The sequence below is a fragment of the Streptomyces sp. 17_S59 genome, from assembly GCF_056930295.1.
The window spans coordinates 5,772,310-5,798,349 of the sequence record NZ_JBXOWD010000001.1; the positions used below are offsets into that span (position 1 = coordinate 5,772,310).

Genomic DNA, 26,040 nt, shown 5'->3' on the forward strand with positions numbered 1-26,040 from the left:
CGCGCCCGGATCAGGCCGGCTCGGCCTCGACGAGTGCGTAGGCGTTGGGTGACGGCAGGGGGACGACCCGGGTGACGGAGAATCCGGCTCCGGTGCACAGCTCCTCGAAGTCCCCGCGCGTCCGCTCCCGGCCGCCCACGTTCACCAGCATGTTGAGGTCGCTGAGGAAGAGGTGGGGCTGCGCGGTGGCCGGGTCCACCACGTCGGGCAGGACGGGCTCGACGATGAGCAGCCGGCCGCCGGGGGGAATGACGCGGCGGATGCCGCGCAGGATGTCCGTGCACCGGGCGTCGCTCCAGTCATGGACGACGCTCTTGAGCAGGTACAGGTCCCCGCCGTCCGGGGCACCCGCGAAGAAGTCGCCCGCCCGCAGATCGCAGCGGTCGGTCAGGCCCTCCCGGGCCAGTCTGGCCCCGGCCTGGGCGAGTCCTTCCGCGGTGTCGAAGACGATCCCCCGGGGCCCGGGGTGTGCCCGCAGGACATACGACAGCAGGGTGCCGTCCCCGCCCCCCACGTCCACCACGGTGCCGAACCGGCCGAAGTCGTAGTGGGCGGCGACGGCTTCGGCCACCAGGCGGGTGCTCTCGCTCATCGCGGCGTTGAAGTCGGCCGACATCTCGGGGTTTTCCTTGAGATGGCTGAAGTAGTCGTGGCCGAAGAGCGCGTCGAAGGCGGGCTGCCCTGTGCGCAGGCTGTCCTCCAGGTGCTCCCAGGTCCGCACCATGGCGGGCCCGGTGAAGTGCCGCACCAAGGAGACCTGGGTCTCCGGGTGGTCGGAGCGCAGCAGCTGCCCCGCGGGTGCGAGCCTGAACACTCCCGCCCGTACCTCGGTGACCAGGTCGAACGAGGCGAGCGTCCGCAACAGCCGCCGCGTGGGCTCGGGTTGGGTGCCGCAGCGCGCCGCGATCTCGTCGGCCGTCCGCTCGCCGTCGCCGAGGTGATCCGCGATGCCCAGGCGGACCGCTGTGCTTGCGATGCAGGAACTCTTGTGACCCCAGATGAGCTGGGCGATGACTGCCCGGGCCTGCGAGTCGTCGTGTGGCGGTTGCGCGTTCGTCGTCATGCCGTCCCTCTCAATCGCCTGGTGGATCGATGGAAGACAGATCAACCTAAGTCCGCCGGGGCGGCGTGTGCAACGAGGGGGCGGCGGGGGCGATTGGTTACGGCCTCAACGAGGCCAGGTGACGTACCAGCACCCGGCGCATCGCCTCCGGCGTGACGTGTCCGGGCTGCAGGACGGCCTGCAGCGTCAGCCCGTCCAGCAGGGCCGACAGCCGCAGCGCCTCCACCTCGACGTCCAGGCCCTCCGCCAGTCCGTCCGCGCCGCGCATCTCGCTCAGCACCCGGGTCAGCAGGTCGTGCATGCCCTGCTGCGACTGCTCGGCGCGGGGGCGGAGCTCGGGGCGGGTGCGGGCGGCCGTGGTGAAGGCCAGCCAGAGGGCGGCCTCCTCGTGCCGGGCCTCGTCCAGGGGGAGGAACTCCGCCAGCAGCGCCTCGGTGCCCGCCCGGCGGTCGGCGCCGGGCAGGGCCGGGTCGAGGAGGCGCTCGGCGTGGGCGCGCACGCGTTCCGTGATGCGGCGGGCCAGTTCGTCCATGGCGAAGATCATCAGCTCGCCGTGGCCGGTGAAGTAGTGCCGCACCGAGCCGATGGCGAGCCCCGCCTCGTCCGCGATGTTGCGCAGCGAGGCGTGCTCCAGGCCGTCGCGGGCGGCGACGCGGAACACCGCGTCCGCCACGGCCTGCCTGCGGGCCTCGCGGTCGACGATCTTTGGCATGTTGCCTTTTATAGCACGACCAGGCTAAATTCTTTTTTGGCACGACCGAGCTATAAAAGTTGTTGTGGGAGTTGATAGGGGTGGGGAAGTGAACTCCTGGCTGACCGCCGGAATCATCGCCGTCGTCGCCGTCGGCGTGATCGTCAAGAGGGTGACGGGCGAACCGCTCAACGCACGCGACCTGTTCGTCCCGCCCCTGGTGCTCACCGGCATCGGCGTCTGGACGGTCGCCAAGGCCCACGGCCTCACGGGTACCGACATCGCCTGGACCGTGTCCGGCACCGTCCTCGGCATCGCCTTCGGGGCCCTGCGCGGCACGACCATCCACATCTTCGAGAAGGAGGGCGTGCTGTGGCAGCGCTACACCGGCCGCACGTTCCTCGTCCTCGGGCTGTCCCTCGCGGTCATGGGCGGCTTCGGGGTGCTCGCGGCGGCGCTGGGCATGCACGAGGGGGCGCGGCCCATGCAGTTGTCGATCGGCGCCGGCTTCCTCGGCGAGGCGCTGGTGATCGGGGCCCGCGCACTGGCCTCCGGCATCCCGTTCGCCCCGGAGCGCGCCGGCCGCCGCTGACCCACCGGACACCCCCTAGTCCCCCACGTCGCGGCTCCGCAGGTCCGCCAGCGTCTCCCGCCGTACGAGCAGCCGCGCCCGGCCGCCCGCCACGGCGGCCACCGGCGGCCGCCCGACCAGGTTGTACGCCGACGCCATCGACACCTGGTACGCACCCGACGCGGGCACGGCCAGCACGTCGCCGGGCCGGACGTCGCCCGGCAGCGGCACGTCCTCCGCGAGCACGTCGCCCGCCTCGCAGTGCCGGCCCACCACCGTGACCGGGCGCGCGGGCGCCTCGGCGGCGCGGCCCACCAGCCGGATCGTGTAGCGGACGCCGTAGAGCGCCGGCCGGGGGTTGTCGCTCATGCCGCCGTCGACGGCCACGAACGTGCGGTCCCCCGAGCACTTCACCGCGAGGACCCGGTACAGGGCCACGCCCGCCGGGCCCGCGATCCAGCGGCCCGGCTCCACGGTCAGCCGGGGCACCGGCAGGTCCGCACGGGCGCACAGCTGCGCCAGCTCGCCGCCGACGCGGGCCGCGTACGCGCGCGGGTCGAGGACCGGGTCGCCGTCGCGGTAGGCCACGGCGAAGCCGCCGCCCAGGTCGAGTTCGGGGAACGTCACGCCGTGCAGGTCACGCAGCCGGGCCAGCAGTGGCACCAGCCGCCGCACGGCGGTGACGTACGGGTCGAGCGAGGCGATCTGCGAGCCCAGGTGGCAGTGCAGGCCCACCAGCTCCAGCCTGGGCTGGCCCAGGACGCGCGCCACCGCGTCCTCCGCCTCCCCGCCCGCGACGGAGAGCCCGAACTTCTGGCCCTCCACACCGGTCCGCACCGCCGCATGAGCCCCCGCCTCGACCCCCGGTACCACCCGCACCAGCACCCGCTGCCGGGCGCCGGGCGGGACCAGGGCGGCGAGCCGCGCGATCTCCCCGGTGCCGTCGATGACGATCCGGCCCACGCCGAGCCGCAGCGCGGTGCGCAGGTCGTCCGGGCTCTTGGCGTTGCCGTGCAGGATCATGCGCTCGGCCGGGAAGCCGCCCAGTGCGGCCAGCTCCAGCTCGCCGGCCGAGCACACGTCCAGGCTCAGCCCCTCCTCCTCGACCCAGCGGATCATGGCGCGGGAGAGGAACGCCTTGCCCGCGTAGGCGACATCGGCCTCCGGCAGCGCCGCCCGCCAGGCGCGGGCCCGCGCCCGGACCTCGTCCTCGTCGACGACGTAGGACGGGGTGCCGAAGCGGTCGGCCAGCTCGGCGAGGGCGACGCCGCCGACGGCCAGGTCGCCGGAGGGCAGCACACGGGTGGAGGCGGGCCACACGGGGGAGGGCGCCGGATCCCCGGGGCGGGGCGGCAGGGGCAGGGGGGCCAGGGGGACGGACATGGTGAACTCCTGCGGTGCGGGGGCTCGGTTGCTCGGGCGCTCGGGTGGGAAGACCGGCCGCCGGGGGCGTGGGACACGCCCCCGGCAGCCCGTGGGGCGGATCGCTCAGCCCGGCAGGCTCCGCAGCAGCTCCGTCGGGTCCTCCGGGCCCGGCCGCACCGGAGGCGCCGTCAGCTGCGGGTCCACCGAGACCTCGGTGACGCCCAGCGGAGCCGCCAGCGCACGGACCGCGGACAGGGCGAGGCGGACCGAGGGGACGTCCGTGCCCAGACAGTCCGCGAGCCGCCGCCCGGTGGTGAAGGCGACGGCCGTGCGCGTGCCCAGCGGGGTGTGGAAGAGACGCAGCGCGAAGCCGCTCGGGCAGGTCCGCACGGGCACGTACAGCGCGCCTGCCGGGCCGGGATGGGAAGGTTCGCCGTCGTCGGCCCGCAGGCCGCCCGTGCGGTCCGCGCGATCGGCGGCGGGGCTGGTGACGGCTGCTACGGCCGCCGCTTCGGCGGGAGTACGGCTCACATGCATGACGATCCTCGGTGGGATTCCGTGGAGACGGGTGGGGAGGCCCCCGGGCCCTCGGGAGGGGCCGGGAGGGATCGGGAAGAAGCTGACGAAGCCGAGCTGGTGTGTCGGTCACGCTATGCCCGGCCCACGCCCCGCCGAGCGCCTCCTTGACAGCACGTTGACCCCATCCGGCTGTCCCTTGACGGCGCGTTGACGGGGCGTTTACGGCACTCCGGGAGGACCCCGGACACCCCCTAGGCACACAGGGGCCCTTGACCGGCCCGGCCCCCGGCTCCAGGATCAACGTCGCAGGACGCTGACCAGCGGGTCGGTGCCGCTCCCAGGCAACCTGGAGGACAAGTGACGGCAACCAGCGCGACCGGTACGGCCGGCCCGGCGGGCGAGTTCCGGGCGGCGCGGGACTTCCTGCTCGCCCACCGCGAGGACTACGCGGCGGCGTGCGAGGGGTTCGTCTGGCCCCGGCCCGCCGAATTCAACTGGGCGATCGACTGGTTCGACGCGATTGCGGAGGGGAACGACCGCACCGCCCTGTGGATCGTGGAGGAGGACGGCAGCGAGACCCGGCTGTCCTTCGACGCGCTGCGCCGCAGCTCCGCCCGGGTCGCCAACTGGCTGCGGGACCGGGGCGTACGGGCCGGGGACCGCATCGTCGTGATGCTCGGCAACCAGGCCGAGCTGTGGGAGACGGCCCTCGCGGCGATGAAGCTGCGCGCCGTCGTCATCCCCGCCACCCCGCTGCTCGGCCCCGCCGACCTCGCCGACCGCATCGAGCGCGGACGGGCCCGCCACGTGGTGACCCGCGCCGCGGACACCGGCAAGTTCGCCGACGTCCCCGGCGACTACACCAGGATCGCGGTGGGCGGCACGGCCGGACCGGGCTGGCTCGCCTACGAGGACTCCGCCGCGGCCGACGAGAACTTCACCCCCGACGGCCCCACCCGCGCCGACGACCCCCTCCTGCTCTACTTCACCTCCGGCACCACCGCCCGCCCCAAGCTCGTCGAGCACACCCATGTCTCATATCCGATCGGGCACTTGACGACCATGTACTGGATCGGCCTGCGCCCCGGCGACGTGCACCTCAACATCTCCTCGCCCGGCTGGGCCAAGCACGCCTGGTCCAACCTCTTCGCGCCCTGGAACGCCGAGGCCACGGTCTTCGTCCACAACTACACGCGCTTCGACGCCGCCCGGCTCATGGCAGAGATGGACCGCTGCGGCGTCACCAGCTTCTGCGCCCCGCCGACCGTCTGGCGCATGCTCATCCAGGCCGACCTCACCGCGCTGCGCCGCCCGCCCCGGGAGGCCGTCGCGGCCGGCGAGCCGCTCAACCCGGAGGTCGTCGAGGCCGTCCGGCGGGCCTGGGGGCTCACCGTCCGGGACGGCTTCGGCCAGACCGAGACGTCCGTCCAGATCACCAACCCGCCCGGCCAGCCGCTCAAGGCCGGTTCCATGGGACGTCCCAGCCCCGGCTTCCGCGTCGTCCTCCTCGACCCGCACACCGGCGAGCCCGCCGACGAGGGCGAGATCGCCCTGGATCTGAGCGAGCGCCCCGTCGGCCTGATGACCGGCTACGCGGGGGACGCCGAGCGCACGGCGGAGATCATGGCGGGCGGCTACTACCGCACGGGCGACATCGGCCGACGGGACGAAGACGGATACGTGTTTTATGTCGGTCGAGGGGACGATGTCTTCAAGTCGAGTGACTACAAGATCTCGCCCTTCGAGCTGGAGAGCGCCCTGCTCGAGCACGAGGCGGTCGTCGAGGCCGCCGTCGTCCCCGCCCCCGACCCCCTGCGGCTGTGCGTGCCCAAGGCGTACGTCGTCCTCGCCGAGGGCTGGGAGCCCGGACCGGTGACCGCCAAGGCCCTCTTCGCCCACTCGCGGGCCGTGCTCGCCCCCTACAAGCGCATCCGGCGGCTGGAGTTCGCCGAGCTGCCCAAGACCGTGTCGGGCAAGATCCGCCGCGTCGAGCTGCGCGAGCGCACCGTGCAGGGCGGCGGCACCGAGTACCGGGAAGAGGACCACCGTTGAGCGACTGTCCTTCGCTCGGTGTCCCCGCCTACGAAGCGGGCCCCACCGCCACCCCGCTGCTCGACGACACCATCGGCGCCACCCTGGCCCGGACGGTCGGGCGCTTCGGCGACCGCGACGCGCTCGTGGACGTCCAGGGCGGGCGCCGCTGGACCTACGCCGAGTTTGCGTGTGCGGTGGAGCGGGTCGCGCTGGGGCTGCTCGCCAAGGGAGTGGCCGCGGGGGACCGGGTGGCCCTCTGGGCCGTCAACTGCCCCGAGTGGGTCATGGTTCAGTACGCGACCGCCCGCATCGGCGCGATCATGGTCAACGTCAATCCCGCCTACCGTGCGCACGAACTGGCCTACGTACTGCAGGAGTCCGGTGCCCAGATGCTGATCGCCTCGTGCGAGTACCGCACGAGTGACTACCGGGCCATGGCCGGGCAGGTGCGCCCCGACTGCCCCGGGCTGCACGAGGTTGTCCACATCGGCGATGCGGGCTGGGACGATCTCCTCCGGCTCGGCGAGGGCACCGACCCCGCGCTGCTCGCCGCGAGCGAGTCCCGGCTGACCTGCGACGACCCCATCAACATCCAATACACCTCCGGGACCACGGGCTTTGCGAAGGGCGCCACGCTCTCCCACCGCAACATCCTCAACAACGGCCGGTCCGTCGGGGAGGCCCTCGGCTACACCGAGGCCGACCGGGTCGCCCTGCCCGTGCCCTTCTACCACTGCTTCGGCATGGTCATGGGCAATCTCGCCGCTCTCACCCACGGCGCATGCGTCGTGATCCCGGCGCCTTCCTTCGACGCCACGGCCACCCTGCACGCCGTCGAGCGCGAGCACTGCACCTCGCTGTACGGCGTCCCCACCATGTTCATCGCCGAACTGGGCCTGCCCGACTTCGCCACCTACGACCTCTCTTCGCTGCGCACCGGCATCATGGCGGGCTCGCCGTGCCCCGCCGAGGTGATGAAGCGGGTCGTCACCGAGATGCACATGGCCGAAGTGGCCATCTGCTACGGGATGACGGAGACCTCCCCGGTCTCCACCCAGACCCGGCGCGACGACGACCTCGACCGCCGCACCGGCACGGTCGGCCGGGTGCTGCCCCACCTCGAAGTGAAGATCGCCGACCCGGACGGCGGCGCCACGCTGGACCGCGGCGAGCCGGGCGAGCTGTGCACCCGCGGCTACTCCGTGATGCTCGGCTACTGGAACGACCCCGAACGGACCGCCGAGGCCGTGGACGCCGACGGGTGGATGCACACCGGGGACCTCGCGGTGATGGACGAGGACGGGTACGTGCGGATCGTCGGCCGTATCAAGGACGTGATCATCAGGGGCGGGGAGAACATCTACCCGCGCGAGATCGAGGAGTTCCTGCACACGCACCCCGGGATCGCGGACGTGCAGGTCGTCGGGGTGCCGGACGAGAAGTACGGCGAGGAGGTCATGGCGTGTGTGGTGCTGCGGAACCCTGCGGGATCGCTGACGCGGGAGGAGGTGGCGGCGTACTGCCGGGGGCGGTTGGCGCGCTACAAGGTTCCTCGGTATGTGCGGGTGATGGAGGGGTTTCCCATGACGGTGAGTGGGAAGGTGCGGAAGGTTGAGCTGCGGGAGGAGGGGGCTGAGCTGGTGGTTTCTTCTCCCCAGCCCCGCCCCTTCCCGTAACCGGGGGCTCTGCCCCCGGACCCCCGGGGGTTGAGGACGGGGGCTGCGCCCCCCTGCCCCCCCCCCCCGTGCCCCTCGCGCTTCGCGCGGGGGCAGGGCTCGGGGGCTGCCCCCGAGCCCCCGGTCCTCAAACTCCCCCAGCTACCTCCCCCAGCTACCGCTGGGGGTGCCCCCAGGAGGTGCCCCCGGACGGGCTGGATTTTCCAGCTCGTCCGGCGTTTGAGGCTCCGCCCGATGTGCGGCTCCGCCGCGCGGCGCGCGCAGCGCGGTCCGGGGTCTGGGGCGCAGCCCCCCACGCGGCGGAGCCGCACATCGATACAGCCGGGAAGGGGCGGGGGTGGGGGAAAGGAACCCCCAGCCCCGCCCCTTGCCCCCCGTACCCCCGTGAATGGCACATCCCCCGTCGCGGCCCGCGTTCCCCCGTGCAGCGCGGGCCCGGTATCAGTTTCATCCGACGGACCGTCACATCGCCACACCGGCCGCTCAGTTCAGAGCAAGAATTGAGGTTCGCGCCCACTCACACCGCGCCGCGCCGCACCAGCTCGTCCGCGCAGTCGTTGAGCGCCTGCGGCATGCCCGTCAGGTCCATCACGAACAGCGGCAGCCGCAGGTCGTCCGCGCGGCAGCGCGCATCGCGGGCGTACCCCGCCAGCGAGAAGCAGGTGCCCGTCGCCGAGTCGAGCATGCCGTGCAGCCACAGGCACTCGATGTCGCGCAGCGTCGTGGGCAGGGTGGTCGGGTCCACCCGGGCGACCAGGCCGGTGGCCCGCAGGTCCACGCCGGACGCGGCCGGGGCCGGGCAGCTGCCCGAGCGGCGCACGTCGGTGAAGCCGAGCCAGCGCAGATAGCGCTCGGCGGCCATGACCGCGTCCCGCTCGGTGCGGATGGTCACCGGGCGGAACGGCGGGCGGGCGAGAGCCCCGCCGCGCCGCGGGGACGGGCCGTTGCCGCCCTCGCAGGCGGGCTGCAGGCCGGGCTCGGCCTCGCACACCGGAGGGACCGGCAGCCGGACCACCGCCCCGCAGGAGCAGCCGAACTCGGGCCGCGGCCACTGGCCCTGGCGGTCGCAGGCCGGGCAGCGCACGGCGACCCAGGAGTCCCGCCAGGTCCGGTGGCCGAGTAACTCGGGGGCCGCGTCCGGCAGTACGGGCACGGTCAGCGGTGCGCCGCAGGCGCAGGGGAAGGTGGGCGGGGTGAAGGAGTGCTCCCGGTGGCAGGTGGGGCAGTGCACCGGCACGCTCTTGGCCATCTTGGCTCCAGCGAGGGGTTCCGTAGGGGTTGTGGGGTACCCCATCGTCCCCGATGCGGAGCCGGCCGTGCAGGGAATCGCGAAGGCGCGGCGGGGGAGGTTCCGGGCGGCGGCCCCGCGGGCGCGACGGTACGGGAAAGCGGGGCCGCCGCCCGGAGGTCAGGTCAGGTCACGACAGGACGGCGGCAGCGGCTCGAACTCCTCGACGGCGTCGATGTCCGTGCCGTGCGGCGTGTTGGCCTCGCGCTCGATCATGATCTCGACGAGCACCGGCCGGGAGGTCGACACCGCCTCCTCGCGGGCCCACTCGAGCGCGGGCCGGATCCCGGCCGGGTCCAGCACGCGCCGCCCCGCGCAGCCGTAGGCCCTCATCAGGGCGACGTTGTCCGTACCGGTCTCGTCGTAGTGGATGTCCACCTGGTAGTTCATGCCGTAGCCCAGCGAGGCCTGCCGGATCAGGCCCAGGTACTCGTTGTTGAGCATGATCAGCACGAACGGCACGTCGTACTGCGCGGCGACGGCCAGCTCCCCGGCCGTGTACTGGAAACCGTAGTCGCCGACGATGCCGACGACCTCGGCATCGCCCCGGCCCATGCCCTGAAGCGCCTTCTTCACGCCGATCGCCGCCGGCACCTCCCAGCCCAGCGGGCCCGCCTGGCCGCACACCTGGTAGTGGCGGGGCCGGTGGGCCTTCTGATGCTGGCCGCCCCAGATCTGGTAGAGGCCGATGGCGGTGACGAAGTACGCGTCCTCGCCGAACGTCTCGTTGATCTCCTTGTAGACCCTGGGTGCCTTCACCGGCACCGTGTCGAAGTCCTCGCGCCGGGTCAGGGTGCGCTTCAGCTCCCGGCAGCGCTCGGCCCAGGCGGCCCAGGAGTCCCTGCGCGGCACCGCCCCGCGCGCCCGCGCCGCCTCCAGCAGCGCCGCGAGGAAGGACTTCGCGTCCGAGACGATCCCCAGGTCGGGCTCGATGACCTTGCCGAGCTGGGTGGGCTCGACGTCCACCTGGACGAAGGTCCGGCCGCCCTGGTAGACGGCGGTGTCCGCGCCCGTGTGCCGGTCGCCGAACCGGGCGCCCACGGCGAGCACGAAGTCCGCCTCCAGGAAAGAGGCGTTGGCGTACCGCTGCGAGGTCTGGATGCCCGTGGTGCCCATGTTCAGCCCGTGGTCGTCCTCGACGACGCCCTTGCCCATGAGCGTGACCTGGAACGGCACCCCCAGGTGCTCCACCAGCGCGCGGAGTTCGTCCGCCGCACCGGCCAGCACGACCCCGCCGCCCGCGAGGACCAGCGGCCGCTCGGCCGCCAGCAGCAGGTCCAGGGCGGCCGCCACGCGCGGCGGGTGCGGCTCGGCCGTCCGCACCGGCAGCCGGGCGTCCGTCCCGGCGTCGTAGCGGATCTCGCGCCGGGCGAGGTCGACGGGGATGTCGATCAGCACCGGCCCCGGGCGGCCCTCGCGCGCCACGCGGAACGCCTCGCGGAAGACCCAGGGGATCTGCGCCGCCTCCCTGATCTGCACCGCCCACTTGGTCACCGGCCGGACGATCTCCACGATGTCGACCGCCTGGAACGCCTCCTGGTGCAGCTTGGTGGAGACGGCCTGGCCCGAGACGCACAGCATCGGCACGGAGTCGGCGAAGGCGGTGTACAGGCCCGTGACGAGGTTGGTGGCGCCGGGCCCGGACGTCGCGAGGGCGACGCCGACCCGGCCGTTGGTACGGGCCCAGCCGTCCGCCATGTGGGTCGCGCCCTCCTCGTGCCGCACGATGAGGTGCTCGATGCCGCCGTCCGCTTCCATCGCCTGATAGAGGGGCAGGATGGCGGCGCCGGGGCAGCCGAAGGCGATGTCGACGCCCTCGTCCTTGAGGATGTGCACGACCGCCTGCATCGCGGGCATCCTGACGGCCGTCACCGGACCGCACCGCCCGACAGCCGCTCCACCCCGCGCAGCAGCGCGGAGTGGTCCAGCCCGCCGTCGCCCTGCGCCCGCAGCGCGGCCACCAGCCCGGCGACCAGGCCGCCCACCGGGACGGCGGCGCCTACCGCGCGGGCGGCGTCGGTGACGATGCCCAGGTCCTTGTGGTGGAGGTCGATCCGGAAGCCGGGGGTGAAGTCGCGGGTGAGGAAGTTGTGCTTCTTGCGGGCGAGTACGGCCGAGCCGGCGAGGCCGCCGCCCAGGACGTCGAGGGCACCGGCCGGGTCCACGCCGGACTTCTCCAGGAAGACCACGGCCTCCGCGCACGCCTGCAGCGTCACGGCCACGATCAGCTGGTTCGCCGCCTTGACGGTCTGTCCGGCGCCGTGCGGGCCGGTCAGCACCACGGTTGTGCCCAGGGCCTCGAGCAGGGGCCGGGCCGCGGCGAAGTCGGCCGGGTCGCCGCCGGCCATGACGGACAGCGAGCCCTCGATCGCCCCGGCCTCGCCGCCGGAGACGGGGGCGTCCAGCACGCGGACGCCGTGCCGGGCCCCGGCCTCGGCCAGCTCCCTGGACGTGCGCGGGGCGACCGTGGACATGTCGATGAGGAGCGTGCCGGGCCGTGCGTGCGCGAGGATGCCGTCCTCGCCGAGGGCGACCGCCGTGACCTGGGGGTCGGCCGGGAGCATGGTCACGACGACGTCGGCACCGCGCACGGCCTCGGCGACGGACTGCGCCGCGGTGCCGCCCGCGGCGGCGAGCCGGTCGAGCTTGTGCGCTTCGAGAGTGAATCCGGTGACGGGATAGCCGGCCTTGAGGAGGTTTTCGGCCATGGGGGAGCCCATGATGCCGAGCCCTATCCAGGCGACGCGGGGGAGTGCCACTGCATGTCCTTCCGGTGGGGACGGGCTTCTGTGACGGTGTGCCGGGTTCACGCGCGGGTCGTGCTGCGGACACCCCCTAGCCAGCCGAAGCTGTCCGCGCTCGCCCCGGCGGGCTGGTACTCGAGGCCGATCCAGCCGTCGTAGCCCGTCTCGTCCAGGCGGGCGAGCAGGCCGGGGAGGTCCAGGGCGCCCGTGCCCGGTGCACCGCGCCCGGGTGCGTCCGCGATCTGGACGTGGCCCGTGGTGGCGCCCCCGTGGCGGGCGATGGCCTCGTACAGGTCCTCGCCGTTCACCGCCAGGTGGTACAGGTCCAGGAGGAGGCTCGCGTTGCCGAGCCCCGTGGTGCCGTTGACCTCGTCCACGACCGCCATCGCGTCCGCGGTCCGGACGAGCGGATAGCCGGGCGACTCGCGGGAGTTGAGCGCCTCGATCAGCAGCCGGGCGCCGGCCCGGTCCGCCGCGCGGGCCGCGAAGGCCAGGTTCTCCAGCGCGAGCGCGTCCTGGACGCCGGGGTCGGTCCCCGGTACGCGGTTGCCGTAGAGCGCGTTGAGGGCCGGGCAGCCCAGCGAGCGGGCGAAGGCGGCGGCCACGGGCACGTTGGCGCGGAAGCGCTCCGATTCCTCGCCGGGGAGGGACAGGGCGCCGCGGTCCGGGCCCGGCAGCTGCCCGGCGTAGAGGTTGAGGGCCACCAGCTGCGTTCCGGCGTCCTCCAACGCGCCGCGGAGCGCGTCGACTTCGGTCGGCTCCGGCACCGGGTCCCCCGGCCAGGGCCACCACAGCTCCACGGCCCGGAAGCCCACCCCGGCGGCTGCGGCGGGGCGCTGCAGGAGCGGGAGTTCGGTGAAGAGCATCGAGAGGTTCACGGCGAAGCGCCTCATGGGGCGGCCCCTCCTCTGCTTCCCTTACGGCTTCATGATTGCTTCATGCTTCACGACTTCCGTATGACGGAAGAAATATTCTGCTTTACGGAAAGCAGGCTGCCCGCCCCGCCGTCGTGCTGTCAAGGCCCGGCGCATGCGGAGAGGCCGCCACGCGGTCGCGTGACGGCCTCTCGGTGGTGAGCCGGGTCGTGCCCGGGTGCGGGTTCCGGCTCAGGACCCCGCGAGCGCCGGGGCCTGGTGGCCCGACGCCAGGAGCGCGGAGTCGAGTATGTCCCACAGGTTGGCGAGGTTGTCGAGGAAGGCGTCCACGCCCTCGGTGATCAGGGCCTCGTTCTCCTCGGTGAGGACGGACCCGACCGCGGCGATCGCGTTCTCCTCGTGCATCTGCTCGGCCCCGATCTCCCCCCAGTGCTCCAGGAGGTAGTGCATCTCGGGGTCGTCCATCGTGGCCCGGTAGAGGCCGCTGTCGACGAGGGCGCGCTTCTCGCCGGGGATCAGCTGGCGGTTCGAGATCATCTCCAGGGCGAGCGCGGTGCCGAGGTTGCGCAGCGTGGACTCCTTGTCCGCCTTCTGGCGCCCGTCGAACACGGCCATCGCCTTGCGCGTCTGCACCAGCAGGCCGGTCCTGGGGTCGTAGCCGGGCAGGCTGCCGAGGAGCTTGTCGGAGAATTCCTTGAGGCCCGCCTCGACCCGCTCCTGGTTGTGCAGGTCGGTGAAGACCTGGCGGCCCGCGGCGCGATTGAGGATGTAGCCCGCCATGGTGGCGAGTTCCGGACCGTGGTCCTCCTCGCTCTCCACGATCTCCTGGAGCAGCTTGCTCTCCCGCGAGAAGTCGAACGAGGTGAGGGCCTCCGGGAACCTGCCGCCGGGCCGGGTCACGGAGCAGAAATTCTGAATCTGGTGGAACAGCGCGCCCACGACGTCCGCGGTGGGGTTGCCAGAGGTCCAGTGGTCGAATACCGGGTGGCTGTAGCAGCGGTGTTCGCGGATTCGCGTCACCAGCTGGTCGATGCTCGTGCTCACTCTTTCCTCCGATGCCGGCGAGAAATTCAGTGGTGGCCGGGTCCGGGGTCGCCGGACCGGCCGAATCCAGGTGTGAGGGAGGCGCTTGACGGCTCTGCGGGCCGCCAATGGGTCACGCGGCCCATGACGGATCGTTTCTGCCCCGCTCCCGGCCGCCGGTCGGGGCGGCCTATGTACATCCAGCTGATGAGCTGTTCGTCGTCCTCCACCCCGAGGGACTTCCGCACGAATTCATGGCCGCAGAGTCCTCCGGTGCGCCAGACCGCCCCGTACCCGAGGGCATGGGCCGCGAGGGAGATGCTGTGGGCGGCACAGGCCGCGGACGCCAGCTGTTCCCATGCCGGGACCTTCGGGTGCTCCCGGCTCCGGCACACCACCGCCACGATCAGCGGGGCGCGCAACGGCTTCTCCCGGAGCCGCCCGACCGCCGCCGCACTCGCGTCCGGGTCGTCCAGCAGCGCACTCTGCGCGAACACGTCGCCCAGGCGGCGGCGTGCGTCGCCCCGGAAGACCAGGAGCCGCCAGGGCTGCAGGCCGCCGTGGTCCGGAGCCCTGGCGGCCGCTTCCAGCATGATGCGGAATTCGTCCTCCGAAGGCCCTGCGCCCGTTACCTGATGAATGCTACGGCGGGTCGTCAAACATGTAAGGGCGTCCATCGCTCCCCAACTGTCCTGCCGCTTTCGGGACTTCCTCCACGTTGGCAGCGGCGGGGACGGCTGTCCAATAGGGAAACACAATCAGTCCGCGTACGCATCGCGCAGTCCCCGGACGAGCAGCGCGGCCGTCGCCTCCGCGAGCTGGCCCTTGCGCCAGCCGAGATAGGCACGGGCCGTCTCCGCTCCGCCGAGTTCCACGAAATGCACGTCCAGTGCCTCGGCGATGTCCTGGAGCCCGCGCGCGGCGGACCTGGGGACCACGGTCACCCCTTTCCCGGTGGCCACGGCCAGCAGTGCGTCCCGGATGCCCACGGCGAAGTGCCCCGGCGGCGACTCCCGCGAATCGTCCCCGGATTCCCCCGGCGCGGGCCCGGGTCTGCCCCAGGCCCTGCCGGGAGAACTGCCCAGTGCGATGAAGGGATCGTCGTCGAGCTGCCCGAGGGAAATCTCCTTCCGGTGGGACAGCCGGTGCCGGCACGGCAGCGCTGCGACCCGGGGTTCCCGGGCCAGCGGCCGCAGTTCCATGCCCCGTACGCAGTCCGGGCCGGCCGCCGGGTGGAGCACCACGGCATCGGCCTGGCCGGCCGCCACGCAGTCCAGGTGCTCCTCGTAGTGGAGATTCACGGGAGCCACCTCGACCCCTCCCGAGATCTCGCCGATCCGCCGGATCGCGGCCAGCAGCCCGGCCTCGTCGGCGAAGGTGTAGCCCAGCCGGATGCCGGTGACCGGGTGCCGGGCGACCTGGCGGGCCTCCCGGACGGTGCGGTGGAGGGAGGCCAGGACCTCCCGGGAGCCGGCCAGGAAACGGTGCCCCGCGGGGGTGAGCGCCACGGACCTCCTGGTGCGCTCCAGGAGCACGGCACCCACCTCCTTCTCCAGGGACTTGATCTGCTGGCTCAGGGTCGGCTGCGCGATGTATTCGCGCGCGGCCGCGCGGCCGAAGTGCAACTCCTCCGCGACGGCGACGAAATAGCGCAGACGGGTGCTGGATACGCTGATCGACTGCTGTGTTCCCCCGTCCTCATGCACGTCCGGGCTCACCCGCCGGTCGCCGTACGCGTCGCCGGTGCGGTGGCGCCGAACGGGATGCGGTGCGCCGCGGGCCCCGGACCACGACCGGAATGCGACTCACCGGGCTTGAGCCCAGAGTGCTGGAATATGTCGCTGCGACCTTGCATAAAGCCCCCTGACGCCCCGTAACCAGGTACTGCAAAGACGCTGAAAAGCGCTGAATCCCATCCTCCCCAGGCGAAGCCGCAGGGTCCACCAGGGTTCATGTTTCTGCACCTGCAAGAACATGAAAGGAGCCGATGCGCCGATGGATCCGGACAATACGCATGAATGTGGCGGGGAGCGTGCGCACGGTGAAGTGTCCGGCTGCGCCCGGCACGCCGTGAACCTGGAGCTGCTGTCCCGTTTCGTGGAGGACCTGGTGGGCCGGGCGTCCCCGGCCCACCCCGCGGCCGCCCTGGTCGCCCCGCTGGAGTACTCCATCGCCGTGCAGAAGGGCGCGATCGAGGCCATCAAGTCCGCGCTGGAGCCGGCCGCCGGGGAGCACCGCCCGGCCGGGCGGCGGAGCGAGGCGACGATCGCGGCGATCGAGGGGCGGCACCCCGCGGAATCCGCGCTCCGGGACGCCGTCGGCGCCTGCCGGGAGGAGCTGCTGATCGCCCAGCCCGTCGGCCGCAGGCCGCGGGGAGAGTGGGCGGAGTTGGCGCCGCCCGACACCGGGTCGCTGCAGCAGCGGGGCGTCAGGATCCGCTATCTGCAGGGGAGTTCACGTGCCGGTGCGGCCGGTCGGGGGGACGCGCGGGACGCGCTGGCCGCCGGCGCCGAGGTCCGCGTCGCCGACCTGCTGCTCGAGCGCGTGATCATCTGCGATCGGACGGTCGCCTTCCTGCCCGCCCACGACGAGGAGCGCGGACCCTCCCTGGAGGTCCGCTACCCGGCGATGGTCCGGCACCTGAGGGTGGCCTTCGAGACCGCCTGGCGCGGCGCGCAGCCCGTTGCCGACCCTGCGGAGGGCCCGCGCGGGCGGCCCGTGGACGAGACCCGGCACGCCGTGCTGCGGATGATGGTCGAGGGCCACACCGACCAGGTCATCGCCCGGCGGCTGGGCGTGAGCCCGCGCACCGTCGCGGCGCACGTGCGGCGGACGGCCCTGGCGCTCGGCAGCCGCAGCCGCGCCCAGCTCGGCTACAAGCTCGCCCAGTCGGGCATGCGGCTCGGCCTCTGACGGGCCCGGGGACACGCCCTAGTGCTCGATGGGCCGCGGGCGCTCCGCGACGACCGCCTTCATCGCCAGGTGCGAGGTCAGCCGGGCGACGCCGGGCAGGGTCGCCAACTCGTTGGTGTAGCAGTGCTCGTAGGCGCCGAGGTCGGCGACCGCGATACGCAGCAGGTAGTCCTCGCCGCCGAACAGCCGGTAGGCCTCCACGACGTCGGGCAGGTCGCGCACCCGGTCCTCGAAGGCCGTGATCGTGGCGCGGTCCTCCACCTGCAGCTCGACGGAGACGAACACCTCGAAGCCCCGCCCCACCTTCGCCGGGTCGACGACCGCCGTATAGCGCCGGATGACGCCGTCGGCCTCCAGCTGCCGGACCCGCCGCAGGCAGGGGGAGGGCGTGAGCCCCACGCGGTCCGCCAGTTCGGCGTTGGGCAGCCGGCCCTCGGCCTGGAGCTCGCGCAATATCATGCGGTCGATTCGGTCCATGCCCGGAGTTTATGCTCAACTCAAGCCGTACTCCAGATAATTACGCAATCCTGTGCGCAACCGATTTCGCTAGGCTGTATGCAGCTTCCACGAAAGGTGACACAGCTTGCCGCTCGAGGCATTTCTGTCGTTCGTCGCCGTCGACCTCGCCCTGGTCTTCGTCCCGGGTCCGGACTGGCTCTATGTGATAGCCCGCGGTCTGGGACAGGGGCGGCGAATGGCCCTGATCGCCGTGGCCGGGCTGCTGCTCGGCTACCTGACCCACACCGTACTGGCCGTCGCCGGACTGGCCGCCCTCATCGCGGCGAATCCGGCCACGCTCGACGTATTGCGCTACTGCGGCGCGGTCTACCTGCTGTATCTCGGTGTACGCCTGCTCATGGCGGCACGCGGCGGCCCCGACGCCACCGCCTCGGCCCCCGTGCACAGCGCGCTCACCGTGCTGCGGCAGAGCGCACTGACCAGCCTGCTCAACCCCAAGGGACTGCTCGTCTATTTGTCACTGCTACCGCAATTCATTCGGGAGGGCGCGGCGCTGCCGGAGACCGTGCAAATGGCCGTCATGGGTGTCACGCACATTCTGCTCTGCGGATTGGTGTACGGAGCGGTCGCGTTCGGCACCGGTGGTGCGGGTGACCGATTCGCCGCCCGTCCGAATATGGCCAAACGGCTGAACAGCGTCGCCGGAGTGCTGCTGCTCGCGATAGCCGGGGTGACCGGGCTGTCCGGAGTCGTCAGCTGGTGACCGCATATCCCCCTCATGGTCGCCGCTGGTGGAAGGAAGGCCCTCACGGCCGTCGGTAAGGGACGCCCCGCCCGGCCGCCGGTCGTGAGGGTCCCCTGCCGGACCCCACGTGTTTCACCCCATCTGCCTCACCCCACGCTCAGCCCGTACTCCTGCAGCCACCGGTCCACTTCGAGCAGCGGCAGCAGCTGGTGCGCCCGGCCCGCGTGCGTCATGGTGGCGCCCGTGCCCGCGCCGTCCGTGAACTCCCGCACCCGCACCGGGTCCAGCAGCCCGCTCAGCGGTGATCCGGGATCCGTGAGCAGCCCGTGCACCGCCGCGCGCGTCGCGCTCTCGTGCGCGGGATCGTGCACGGCCGGATAGGCGCTCTTGGGCCGGTCGAGCACCTCCTTCGGCAGCAGGCCGTCCGCCGCCGCGCGCAGCAGGCTCTTCTCCCGGCCGTCGGCGGTCTTCATCGCCCAGGGCACGTTCCACACGTACTCCAGCAGCCGGTGGTCGCAGAACGGCACCCGCACCTCCAGCCCCAGCGCCATGCTCATCCGGTCCTTGCGGTCCAGGAGCGCGGCGAGCGGGCCCTGGAGGCTGAGGAAGAGCACCTCGCGCATGCGGGCCTCCAGGCCCCCCTCGCCGGCCGGCCGCGGCACCCGGGCGCGCAGCGTCGCGTACCGGTCGCGCTCGTCCTCGTCCGGCCGCAGCCGCCTGCGCAGGTCCGGGGCGAGGCAGCCGGCGAGCCGGGGCGCGCCGCCCAGCCAGGGGAAGGTGTCGCCCCACACGGTCGCCGGGTCCCGGAACCACGGGTAGCCGCCGAAGACCTCGTCCGCCGCCTCCCCCGAGAGCGCCACCGTGCAGTGCTCGCGCATCCTGGCGAACATCAGATACATGGAGGCGTCGAAGTGGCCGAAGGCCGGCAGGTCGCGCGCCCTCAGCACGGCAGCGTGGGCCCGCTCCACCTCGTCCCGGTCGAGCACGACCTCCGTGTGCCGCGTCCCCAGGTGCGCCGCCGCCAGGGCGGCGTAGGGGGTGTCCCGCTCCGGGCGCAGGACGGTGGGCCGGAAGTGCCGGTCGTCCCCGGCGAACCCGACCGCGAAGCTGCGCAGCGGCCCCTCGGCGTCGCCGGCCGTGCGGCGCGCGGCGAGGGCGGTGATCAGGCTGGAGTCGAGCCCGCCCGAGAGCAGGGTGGCGAGGGGCACGTCGGCGGTCAGCTGCCGGTCGACGGTGTCGGCGAGGAGGTCGCGCACCGTGGCGACGGTGGTCGGCAGGTCGTCGGGGTGCTCGTGGCTGACGAGCCGCCAGTACGGGTACTCGTGGCAGCCCGCGCGGTCGACCCGCACCACATGCCCGGGCTTGACCTCCCGCAGCCCGCGCAGCGGGGTCTCGCCCGGCAGCGCGAGCCGCGGCGCGAGCAGGACGGGCAGCGCCTCCTCGGGCACGGCCGGGGTGAAGCCCGGGTCGGCCAGGATGCCCTTGGGCTCGGAGGCGAACAGCACCCCGTGCGGGCGCGGCGCGTAGTAGAGGGGCTTCACGCCGAGCCGGTCGCGGACCAGTACCAGCTCCTCGCGCGCCCCGTCCCACACGGCGAACGCGAACATGCCGTTGAGCCGCTCGGCGCAGCCCGCTCCCCACTGGAGGTAGGCGGCCAGCACCACCTCGGTGTCCGAGCGGGTGGCGAAGGAGTGGCCGAGGCCGGTCAACTCCGCCCGCAGTTCGGTGAAGTTGTACACCTCACCGCTGTAGACCAGGACGACGGGGAGCCGGTGCGGACCGGTGCGGGCGGTCATCGGCTGCCGGCCGCCCTCGGGGTCGATGACGGCCAGCCGCCGGTGGCCGAGCCCGATGTGCGGGCCGGTCCAGGTGCCGCCGTCGTCGGGGCCGCGGTTGCGCATGGTCTCCGTCATGGCCTCCAGCACGGCCCGCTCGTGCTCCAGCCGCAGGTCGCCCGCGAAGTCCAGCCTGCCCACGATGCCGCACATTCAGCGGTTCCCTTCCGCTTGCGCGGGCGGCCGGGCGCTGCCCGCCCCCCGCAGAAAGCCGTCGAGGTGCACGCTGCGGGCCGACAGCACGTTCGCGCACCGGTAGGGCAGGGTGTGCAGGGGCGGCCGCTCGTCGTCGTGGAAGTAGACGGCCCGCAGCCCGCCCGGATTCCCGGGGTCGGCCTCCAGGATCGGCTGGGCCACGAGGAAATCGCGGACCGCCGGGGTGTCCCGGCGGGCGTGCCACCACAGCGCCAGGCCGGCCGTGTGGTTGGGGGGCGGCGTGACCCGCGGCCTGAACTTCCGCTTCCACTGGTAGCCGCCCTTGCTGATCCACGCCTCGGTCCCGGCGAAGTCGACGTGCCGCACGCCGTGCCGGTCCGCCCACTCCAGCAGGAGGTGGACGCACGCCCGCTGGGCCCCGGCGGCGTGCAGGGCGGGCTTCCCGTCGAGCAGGCCGAGCAGCCGCATGGTGAGGGTGCGCCGCGGCCCGTCCCAGTGGCACAGCACGCCGGCCAGCCGTTCGCCGTCGGGGTCGGTGAGGAAGGCCAGCAGCCCGTGCCGGAACAGGCAGGCGTGCGCCCGGTCCGCGGGCTCGCTGCGGGCCCGCTCGCCGTGCCGCTGCCGGACCAGGGGCAGGTGCATCCGCTCGTAGAAGTACCGGAAGGAGGCGTCGTCGCCGGCCGTCTCCAGCCGCCAGCCGTGCTTGGCGCGCTTGGCCGAGAACCACTGGCGCTCCTTGCGGGACGTCCGGGACCGCCACGAGCCGTCCCCCTCGCCCAGGTCCACGACCATGTGCAGCCGGTACGGGAGGAGCAGTGCCGCCGCCCGGGGCAGCCGCTCGGCCTGGCGCCGGGCGCAGGCCACCGCGACCAGGTCGCCGGGCGGCAGCCAGCGCCCGGCCAGGAGCGCCGCGCGGTCGGCCGGGCGCGCCACGCGGTGGGTGACGGGCTGCCGGAACTGCTCCTCCCGCTGCCATTCCAGCTGCTGGTGGATGAGGGCCACGCCGCGGGCGACGCCCGCGTAGCCGACGATGGGCGCATCGCCCGCGGTGGCCGAGGCGACCGCGACGAAGGGGCGCACCCTGGTGTCCAGGGCGGTGCGGGCGGCCATGGCGGGCGGGCTGGAGGTGTAGTCCCAGGCGAATCCGGCGTGGGCCCGTAATCGGTGCAGGGCGTTCACCCGGCCCGCCCGGTGTGCCCGGCCGCCGCCTTGCCCTGCGCCGCGCGGACGGCGAGGTCGGCCAGCTCCGCGGCGTCCGCCACCGGCACCAGCCGGTGGGCGGGCAGCGGCGTGTAGTCCGCCTCCTGGTAGCTGCCGGAGCCGTGGACGAGGATGTCGTCCCCGTCCACCAGCCCGCGGTCGATCGCGTTGAGGATGCCGGTGAGGGCCATGACCAGCGACCATTCGCGCAGCTCGCGCGGGTCGGCGGGCAGGTCCACGCCCGCCGGGGCGAGCATGGCGCGCAGGACCGGGTAGCGGTCGATGCACTCCGGCAGGGAGACCACGATCCCGCCGCCGCCCCGGCTGCCGATGATCGCCTCCATCTCGGCGCAGGTCGTGGGGTTGCGGGTGTAGAAGGTGGGGTCCAGGTTCTCGCAGGGGTGGTAGGCGGTGCCGGGGAACCTGGGGTCGGCGTCCTGGTGGTAGAGGCCCGTGGCCTCGTCGTAGCGGTAGGCGGGCAGGTGCTCCCGCGAGGTGGAGCCGAAGTGCAGGCTCAGCACCATGTCCGGGGTGTCGAGGTGCTGGACGAGGAAGTAGCGGGCGCTCGGCTCGCCGTGCGCGGCCGCCAGCTGCCGGGCCCCCAGGTCGTGCCCGAGCAGGCCGAAGGCGCTGGACACCGCGTGCACGTGCAACCGGCCCTCGGCGCGCGGCAGGAACTCGTACTCGGCGCAGGCGCGCACGACGTCCGCGGCCTTGTAGTTGCCGATGTCCAGGGTGTACCAGAGGTTGACCCCGTACTGCTCGCGCAGCTCGGCGGCGTGGCCGTCGACCACGGCCCGGGCCAGCGGCTTGACGTCCGAGCGTTCGACGCCGTCGTACACCGCCACCGGGTTGCGGGCGCGCAGCCACTCGTCGTCGGACAGGCGCGAGCCCCAGAGCTTCCTGCGGGCAGCGCGGGGCACCACGGTGAGGATGCTGAGCTGCTCGGGGCCCGCCAGGCCGCACTCGTGGGCGCGCAGCACCGCGTCGCGCAGGGCGACCGCCTTGTTGCCGGAGGACGGCGAGAGGATCATGATGCGCTCGCCCGTGCGGCGGATGTACCCGGCGGCGCGCGCCACGATCAGCAGCGAGGCGAAGGTCTTGGTGGTGCGGGTGCGGGGGTTGCGCATCAGGTCCAGGAGCCGCAGCGTCCGGCCCCGGTAGCGGCCGAGTTCGTGGAAGGCGAGGCCGGAGGCGGCCAGGAAGCCGGTCAGCTCCGGGCCCTCCGGGGGCAGTGCGTGGCCGGGGCTGAACTCGGGGGAGGGCGGGGCCGCCCGCTCCATGGCGGCCAGTGCGGTGAGGACCTCTGCTCGGTACTGGTGCAGGGCGTTCGTGACTGTTGTCTCGCCGGACTTGCTGGACATCGGACCACACAACTCTCGTGCCGGAGTGGAATGGTGGATCGGTCGCCGACGGCCGGACACGTACGCTGGCCGGGAACGCGCGTCCGATTGTCGTCGTCTCCGGCGGGGTCGTCCAATAGTCAATCTCAATCAGTCGGTTCCGCTCCGGGGCAGTGCGGAACCGTTCCGTCACCCGCCGCCGTGCCCGTCCAGCAGCAGGGCCTGGGTGGACCGCGCCACCAGCCCCTCCTCGTCCCACAGCTGGGCCACCGCCAGCCCGGTCTCGCCCGGGGCCACGCTCGTCTCGGCGTCCAGGCACAGCCAGGGGCCGCGCGGCGGGCGGACCATGTGCACGGTCAGCTCGGGGGAGATGGACAGCCAGCGGTCTATGGGCAGTTCGGCGCTGACGCCGTTCGCCGAGTCGGCGGTGAGCACCACCCGCTGGAGGGGCGAGAGCGGTTCCCCCGCGAGCAGCGGGATCCTGGGCCGCACCCAGACGGCCGCCGGGCCGCGCTGGGCGATACCGCCCTTGGCGAACCGCCACTCCACCGAGGCCATGAAGCCGCAGTCCCACTCCGGGCGCAGCGTGGGCTCCTCGGCGCGCAGCCGGTCCGGCGGGCAGTGCGGCACCACGGACGGCGCGCTGCGCACCGGCAGGTCCTCCGGAGCGTGCGCCACCGCCCATGCGGAGGCGAGCAGCACCGGTCTGCCGTGCTGGTGCAGCTCGGCCCGGACGAGCCGGACGCGCCTGCCCGGCCGGTCCACCCGGGCGCGGACCTCCACCGGGTCGAGGGTGAGGGGGTTGAGGATCTCGCAGGTGAGCCGGGCGACGTCCAGGGCGCCGCCGCTCCCGGCCAGGCACTGCTCGACGGAGCGGGCCAGCAGGGCGACCGGGGGCCCGGCGTGCTGGTGCCGGGGGTCCCAGGGGCCCTGGGTGTGCCGGGTCGGAACGTAGCCGTCCGGCCCGCTCCGCTCGAAGTACGCCTGCACTGCGGCCTCTTGCGTCCCTCGGTCCCCGCCGCCCTGCTGTATGTCCATGCCGCCGCTGCCCCCTCCGCGCACACCAGGTCGATCACGCGCCGCCCACCCTACTGTGGGGGCATGGTGCGTTTGAGAGTGGAGTTCACGACCGAGCCGTTCGACCTCGACGAGCCCCCGCCGCACGCGGTGGTGGCACGCGAAGTCGTCCAGTCCGCCGGGCTGGACGCGGTGGACGTCGGCCCGTTCGGCAACACCGCCGAGGGCGGGGCCGACGCCGTGCTGGCGGCGGTGGGCGAGCTGCTGCGCAGTTCGCTGGCAGCCGGTGCCACGAGGGTGTCCTTGCAGGTCAACGTCGTGGAAGCGGGTGGCGCGTGAGCGGGCAAGCGTTCCGCGAGGCCATCGGGCCGCTGGTGGCCGCCCTGGGTGCGGAGCTGCTCGATGCGGAGAAGGCCGGGGGTGACGACGTCGTGCTCTCCTGGGAGGGCCGCCCGGTCGTCGCTGTGCGGCTGCCGCACCTGTCCGCTTCGCTGGAGCACATTCTCGCCGACCTCGAGCGCCGCCACGGCATGCCGCTCGACCAACTGGACCGCAGAGCCAAGCAGTCGGTCGTCCGCAACCTGGAGGCGCGCGGCGCGTTCGCGCTGCGGCACGGCGTGGAGACGGTCGCCGCCGCGCTGGGGGTGAGCCGCTTCACGGTCTACAACTACTTGAACCGGCAAGGATGACGGCAAGATGCGATGACGACAAGATGCGGAGCGCAATCCTCCTGCCCATCATGGAATCAGCATGCGGGCCCCGCAAGCCAAGGAGGGTTGATCGTGATTACGGTAGTGAACAAGTCGACCCGCTGCACCGACGACGAGGTGCGCGCCATGACCCGCGCCTGCGCCTCCCAGGTCCAGCAGCACGCGGCGCCGGCGTGGGGCCAGGTGCCCATTCCGGTCGTCTATGCCGCCAGCGAGCAGGAGGCTCCTCCCGGTGCCTGGGTCATCGCGGTCCTCGACGACCCGGACCAGGCCGACGCGCTCGGCTGGCACACCGAGGAACAGGGCGACCTGATCTACGGCCGGGTCTTCGCCGCACCCGTGCTCGACAACGGCGGCCAGGTGCTCACCGGAGACCTCACCGTCTCCAGCGTCCTCAGCCACGAAGTGCTCGAGACGCTGGTCGACCCGCACGTGAACCTGTGGGCCTCCAACAGCAACGGCGAGTCCTACGCCCTGGAGGTCTGCGACGAGGTCGAGTCCGACTCCTACCCGGTGGACGTGCCCGGCGCCGGGCCGGTGACCGTGTCCAACTTCGTCACCCCCCACTGGTTCGATCCCCAGGCCGGCCCGGACGAGAAGCTCGACTGGCTCGGCAACGTCAAGAAGCCCTTCCAGATGTCCAAGGGCGGTTACGTCGTCGTCATGCGCGAGGGGAAGACCCAGCAGATCTTCGGCGACAAGTACCCCGAGTGGCGCAAGCAGACCAAGGTCGCCGACACCTCCCGGTCCGCCCGGCGCACCAGCTCCTGACAGGCATCGGCTGCCCGCCCCGGACAACTCCGCTCGGGGTGGGCACAGTTGTTTCGGCACACCCACGCCCGGATTTTCAACAAACTGTTGACGTCACGTTCCCCCGGGGCGTTAGCTATGCGCAGCTCATGCTCATCCGAGCGCCGCGAAAGCGCCACGGAGGTTGCCGTGACTGCGAGTTCGACGCCGGGGCTCTCCCGGTTCAACGCGGCCCCGGGCGACGACGCCCGGGCCGTCCTCCATGCCATCTGCACCAGCTCCGCCTGGGCGGACGCCGTCCTCGCCCGGCGCCCGTATCCCGACGCCGAGGCGCTGCTCGCCGCCAGCGACGCCGCCGTGGCCCGCCTCGGCCCGGACGATCTCGCCGAGGCCATGGCCGGGCACCCGCCGATCGGCCGGCCCGCGCCCGGAGACCCGGCCTCCGCCCGCGAGCAGCGCGGTATGGCGGACGCCCCCGCCGCCCTGCGGGAGCGGATGCTCGAACTCGGCCTGGCCTACCAGGAGAAGTTCGGCCACGTCCTGCTGATCTGCGCCACCGGACTCTCCGGCGAACAGCTGTATGACGCCGCCCGCAACAGGATCGACAACACGCCGGAACACGAACGCGAGATCGTGCGCAGGGAACTCGGCAGGATCAACCGCATCCGGCTGGCCCACCTCGCAGCACGCTCCGACCAGGAAGGAGAGGCCCGGCCATGACCACCGGGACCGCCACCGCCTCGGTCTCCACCCACGTCCTGGACACCGCGGCCGGCCGCCCCGCCACGGGCGTTGCCGTCGAGCTGTCCGCACGCGGCCCGGACGGCGACTGGTCGGTGCGCGGTGCGTCGGCCACCGACAAGGACGGGCGCTGCCCGGACCTCCCGGCAGCGCCGCCGGGCACCACGCACGTACGGCTGCGCTTCGCGACCGGGCCATACCTGGGGGACGAGGCGTTCTTCCCGGAAGTGACGATCGTCCTCGCCGTCGCCCCCGGCGAGCACCACCATGTACCGCTGCTGCTCAGTCCGTTCGGCTACTCCGTATACCGAGGGAGCTAGCG

Annotated in this window: 26 protein-coding genes; 10 read left to right on the forward strand and 16 right to left on the reverse strand. The window is 72.9% G+C overall.

The features are described 5' to 3' along the window. Window positions 1-10: 10 nt before the first annotated feature. Window positions 11-1,063: a methyltransferase gene (locus AC1Z4A_RS26275; RefSeq protein WP_483682337.1), complete on the reverse strand. Its 1,053-nt coding sequence runs from the start codon at window positions 1,061-1,063 to the stop codon at window positions 11-13. Between the two features lie 97 nt (window positions 1,064-1,160). Next, window positions 1,161-1,775 carry a TetR/AcrR family transcriptional regulator gene (locus AC1Z4A_RS26280; protein WP_483682338.1) on the reverse strand — a complete coding sequence of 205 codons (615 nt, stop codon included), beginning with the start codon at window positions 1,773-1,775 and terminating at the stop codon, window positions 1,161-1,163. An 88-nt stretch (window positions 1,776-1,863) separates the two neighbouring features. On the opposite strand from AC1Z4A_RS26280, the gene AC1Z4A_RS26285 reads away from it, so the two are divergent. Then, a complete protein-coding gene (locus AC1Z4A_RS26285; RefSeq protein WP_483682339.1) occupies window positions 1,864-2,346 on the forward strand; it encodes a DUF1453 domain-containing protein in 483 nt (160 codons plus the stop codon). 15 nt (window positions 2,347-2,361) lie between these two features. On the opposite strand, the gene lysA is transcribed toward AC1Z4A_RS26285, so the two are convergent. Then, window positions 2,362-3,708, reverse strand: coding sequence for a diaminopimelate decarboxylase (gene lysA, locus AC1Z4A_RS26290; RefSeq protein WP_483682340.1), 1,347 nt, complete (start codon window positions 3,706-3,708; stop codon window positions 2,362-2,364). 105 nt (window positions 3,709-3,813) lie between these two features. Continuing rightward, on the reverse strand, window positions 3,814-4,221 hold the full coding sequence (locus AC1Z4A_RS26295) for an SAV_915 family protein (protein WP_483682341.1): 408 nt from the start codon (window positions 4,219-4,221) through the stop codon (window positions 3,814-3,816). Window positions 4,222-4,566: 345 nt separating this feature from the next. Between AC1Z4A_RS26295 and AC1Z4A_RS26300 the strand changes: the two genes are divergently transcribed. Continuing rightward, window positions 4,567-6,261 carry an AMP-binding protein gene (locus AC1Z4A_RS26300; RefSeq protein ID WP_483682342.1) on the forward strand — a complete coding sequence of 565 codons (1,695 nt, stop codon included), beginning with the start codon at window positions 4,567-4,569 and terminating at the stop codon, window positions 6,259-6,261. Further along, the gene (locus AC1Z4A_RS26305; RefSeq protein ID WP_483682343.1) at window positions 6,258-7,919 is read left to right on the forward strand and encodes an AMP-binding protein; all 1,662 of its coding nucleotides are present in this window, start codon (window positions 6,258-6,260) and stop codon (window positions 7,917-7,919) included. The genes AC1Z4A_RS26300 and AC1Z4A_RS26305 overlap by 4 nt, the downstream gene beginning before the upstream one ends. 517 nt (window positions 7,920-8,436) lie before the next feature. Here AC1Z4A_RS26305 and AC1Z4A_RS26310 read toward each other — a convergent pair. The 7 genes from AC1Z4A_RS26310 to AC1Z4A_RS26340 all read right to left on the reverse strand — a co-directional run bounded on the left by AC1Z4A_RS26310 (window position 8,437) and on the right by AC1Z4A_RS26340 (window position 15,555). Further along, window positions 8,437-9,168, reverse strand: a complete 732-nt coding sequence (locus tag AC1Z4A_RS26310; protein ID WP_483682344.1) for a hypothetical protein — start codon at window positions 9,166-9,168, stop codon at window positions 8,437-8,439. A 159-nt stretch (window positions 9,169-9,327) separates the two neighbouring features. Further along, complete coding sequence (gcl, locus tag AC1Z4A_RS26315; protein WP_483683731.1) at window positions 9,328-11,055, reverse strand: glyoxylate carboligase; 1,728 nt, start codon at window positions 11,053-11,055, stop codon at window positions 9,328-9,330. Window positions 11,056-11,075: 20 nt separating this feature from the next. Further along, window positions 11,076-12,017, reverse strand: coding sequence for a 2-hydroxy-3-oxopropionate reductase (locus AC1Z4A_RS26320; protein ID WP_483682345.1), 942 nt, complete (start codon window positions 12,015-12,017; stop codon window positions 11,076-11,078). After that, window positions 12,014-12,844 (reverse strand): TIM barrel protein, encoded by an 831-nt coding sequence (locus AC1Z4A_RS26325; RefSeq protein ID WP_483682346.1) that lies wholly within the window; start codon window positions 12,842-12,844, stop codon window positions 12,014-12,016. The genes AC1Z4A_RS26320 and AC1Z4A_RS26325 overlap by 4 nt, the downstream gene beginning before the upstream one ends. A gap of 213 nt (window positions 12,845-13,057) precedes the next feature. After that, window positions 13,058-13,870 carry a hypothetical protein gene (locus AC1Z4A_RS26330; protein WP_483682347.1) on the reverse strand — a complete coding sequence of 271 codons (813 nt, stop codon included), beginning with the start codon at window positions 13,868-13,870 and terminating at the stop codon, window positions 13,058-13,060. 26 nt (window positions 13,871-13,896) lie between these two features. Continuing rightward, window positions 13,897-14,526 (reverse strand): nitroreductase family protein, encoded by a 630-nt coding sequence (locus AC1Z4A_RS26335; protein ID WP_483682348.1) that lies wholly within the window; start codon window positions 14,524-14,526, stop codon window positions 13,897-13,899. Between the two features lie 81 nt (window positions 14,527-14,607). Next, a complete protein-coding gene (locus AC1Z4A_RS26340; protein WP_483682349.1) occupies window positions 14,608-15,555 on the reverse strand; it encodes a LysR family transcriptional regulator in 948 nt (315 codons plus the stop codon). Window positions 15,556-15,895: 340 nt separating this feature from the next. Here AC1Z4A_RS26340 and AC1Z4A_RS26345 point away from each other — a divergent pair, with 340 nt between their 5' ends. Then, window positions 15,896-16,762, forward strand: a complete 867-nt coding sequence (locus tag AC1Z4A_RS26345) for a helix-turn-helix transcriptional regulator (protein WP_483682350.1) — start codon at window positions 15,896-15,898, stop codon at window positions 16,760-16,762. Between the two features lie 18 nt (window positions 16,763-16,780). Here the strand turns inward: AC1Z4A_RS26345 and AC1Z4A_RS26350 are convergent, their stop codons facing one another. Continuing rightward, the gene (locus tag AC1Z4A_RS26350; protein ID WP_483682351.1) at window positions 16,781-17,239 is read right to left on the reverse strand and encodes an Lrp/AsnC family transcriptional regulator; all 459 of its coding nucleotides are present in this window, start codon (window positions 17,237-17,239) and stop codon (window positions 16,781-16,783) included. A gap of 106 nt (window positions 17,240-17,345) precedes the next feature. Here AC1Z4A_RS26350 and AC1Z4A_RS26355 point away from each other — a divergent pair, with 106 nt between their 5' ends. Continuing rightward, entirely contained in the window at window positions 17,346-17,984 is a 639-nt protein-coding gene (locus AC1Z4A_RS26355; RefSeq protein WP_483682352.1) for a LysE family translocator, read from the forward strand. 128 nt (window positions 17,985-18,112) lie between these two features. Here the strand turns inward: AC1Z4A_RS26355 and asnB are convergent, their stop codons facing one another. The 4 genes from asnB to AC1Z4A_RS26375 form a co-directional block, all read right to left on the reverse strand. Further along, the gene (gene asnB, locus AC1Z4A_RS26360) at window positions 18,113-19,954 is read right to left on the reverse strand and encodes an asparagine synthase (glutamine-hydrolyzing) (protein ID WP_483682353.1); all 1,842 of its coding nucleotides are present in this window, start codon (window positions 19,952-19,954) and stop codon (window positions 18,113-18,115) included. Continuing rightward, window positions 19,955-21,136 (reverse strand): hypothetical protein, encoded by a 1,182-nt coding sequence (locus tag AC1Z4A_RS26365; RefSeq protein ID WP_483682354.1) that lies wholly within the window; start codon window positions 21,134-21,136, stop codon window positions 19,955-19,957. Beyond that, window positions 21,133-22,521 carry a DUF6002 family protein gene (locus AC1Z4A_RS26370; protein ID WP_483682355.1) on the reverse strand — a complete coding sequence of 463 codons (1,389 nt, stop codon included), beginning with the start codon at window positions 22,519-22,521 and terminating at the stop codon, window positions 21,133-21,135. The genes AC1Z4A_RS26365 and AC1Z4A_RS26370 overlap by 4 nt, the downstream gene beginning before the upstream one ends. Before the next feature lie 168 nt (window positions 22,522-22,689). Continuing rightward, on the reverse strand, window positions 22,690-23,538 hold the full coding sequence (locus AC1Z4A_RS26375; protein ID WP_483682356.1) for a thioesterase family protein: 849 nt from the start codon (window positions 23,536-23,538) through the stop codon (window positions 22,690-22,692). Between the two features lie 66 nt (window positions 23,539-23,604). On the opposite strand from AC1Z4A_RS26375, the gene AC1Z4A_RS26380 reads away from it, so the two are divergent. From AC1Z4A_RS26380 to uraH, 5 genes are all read left to right on the forward strand, one after another. Continuing rightward, entirely contained in the window at window positions 23,605-23,856 is a 252-nt protein-coding gene (locus AC1Z4A_RS26380) for a YkoF family thiamine-binding protein (RefSeq protein ID WP_483683732.1), read from the forward strand. Then, the gene (locus tag AC1Z4A_RS26385) at window positions 23,853-24,206 is read left to right on the forward strand and encodes a helix-turn-helix domain-containing protein (protein WP_483682357.1); all 354 of its coding nucleotides are present in this window, start codon (window positions 23,853-23,855) and stop codon (window positions 24,204-24,206) included. Before AC1Z4A_RS26380 ends, AC1Z4A_RS26385 begins: the two co-directional genes overlap by 4 nt. A 93-nt stretch (window positions 24,207-24,299) precedes the next feature. Then, window positions 24,300-24,998, forward strand: coding sequence for a hypothetical protein (locus AC1Z4A_RS26390; protein ID WP_483682358.1), 699 nt, complete (start codon window positions 24,300-24,302; stop codon window positions 24,996-24,998). 168 nt (window positions 24,999-25,166) lie between these two features. After that, entirely contained in the window at window positions 25,167-25,697 is a 531-nt protein-coding gene (gene uraD / locus AC1Z4A_RS26395; protein ID WP_483682359.1) for a 2-oxo-4-hydroxy-4-carboxy-5-ureidoimidazoline decarboxylase, read from the forward strand. Beyond that, window positions 25,694-26,038: a hydroxyisourate hydrolase gene (gene uraH / locus AC1Z4A_RS26400; RefSeq protein WP_483682360.1), complete on the forward strand. Its 345-nt coding sequence runs from the start codon at window positions 25,694-25,696 to the stop codon at window positions 26,036-26,038. Before uraD ends, uraH begins: the two co-directional genes overlap by 4 nt. The last annotated feature ends 2 nt before the right edge of the window (window positions 26,039-26,040 follow it).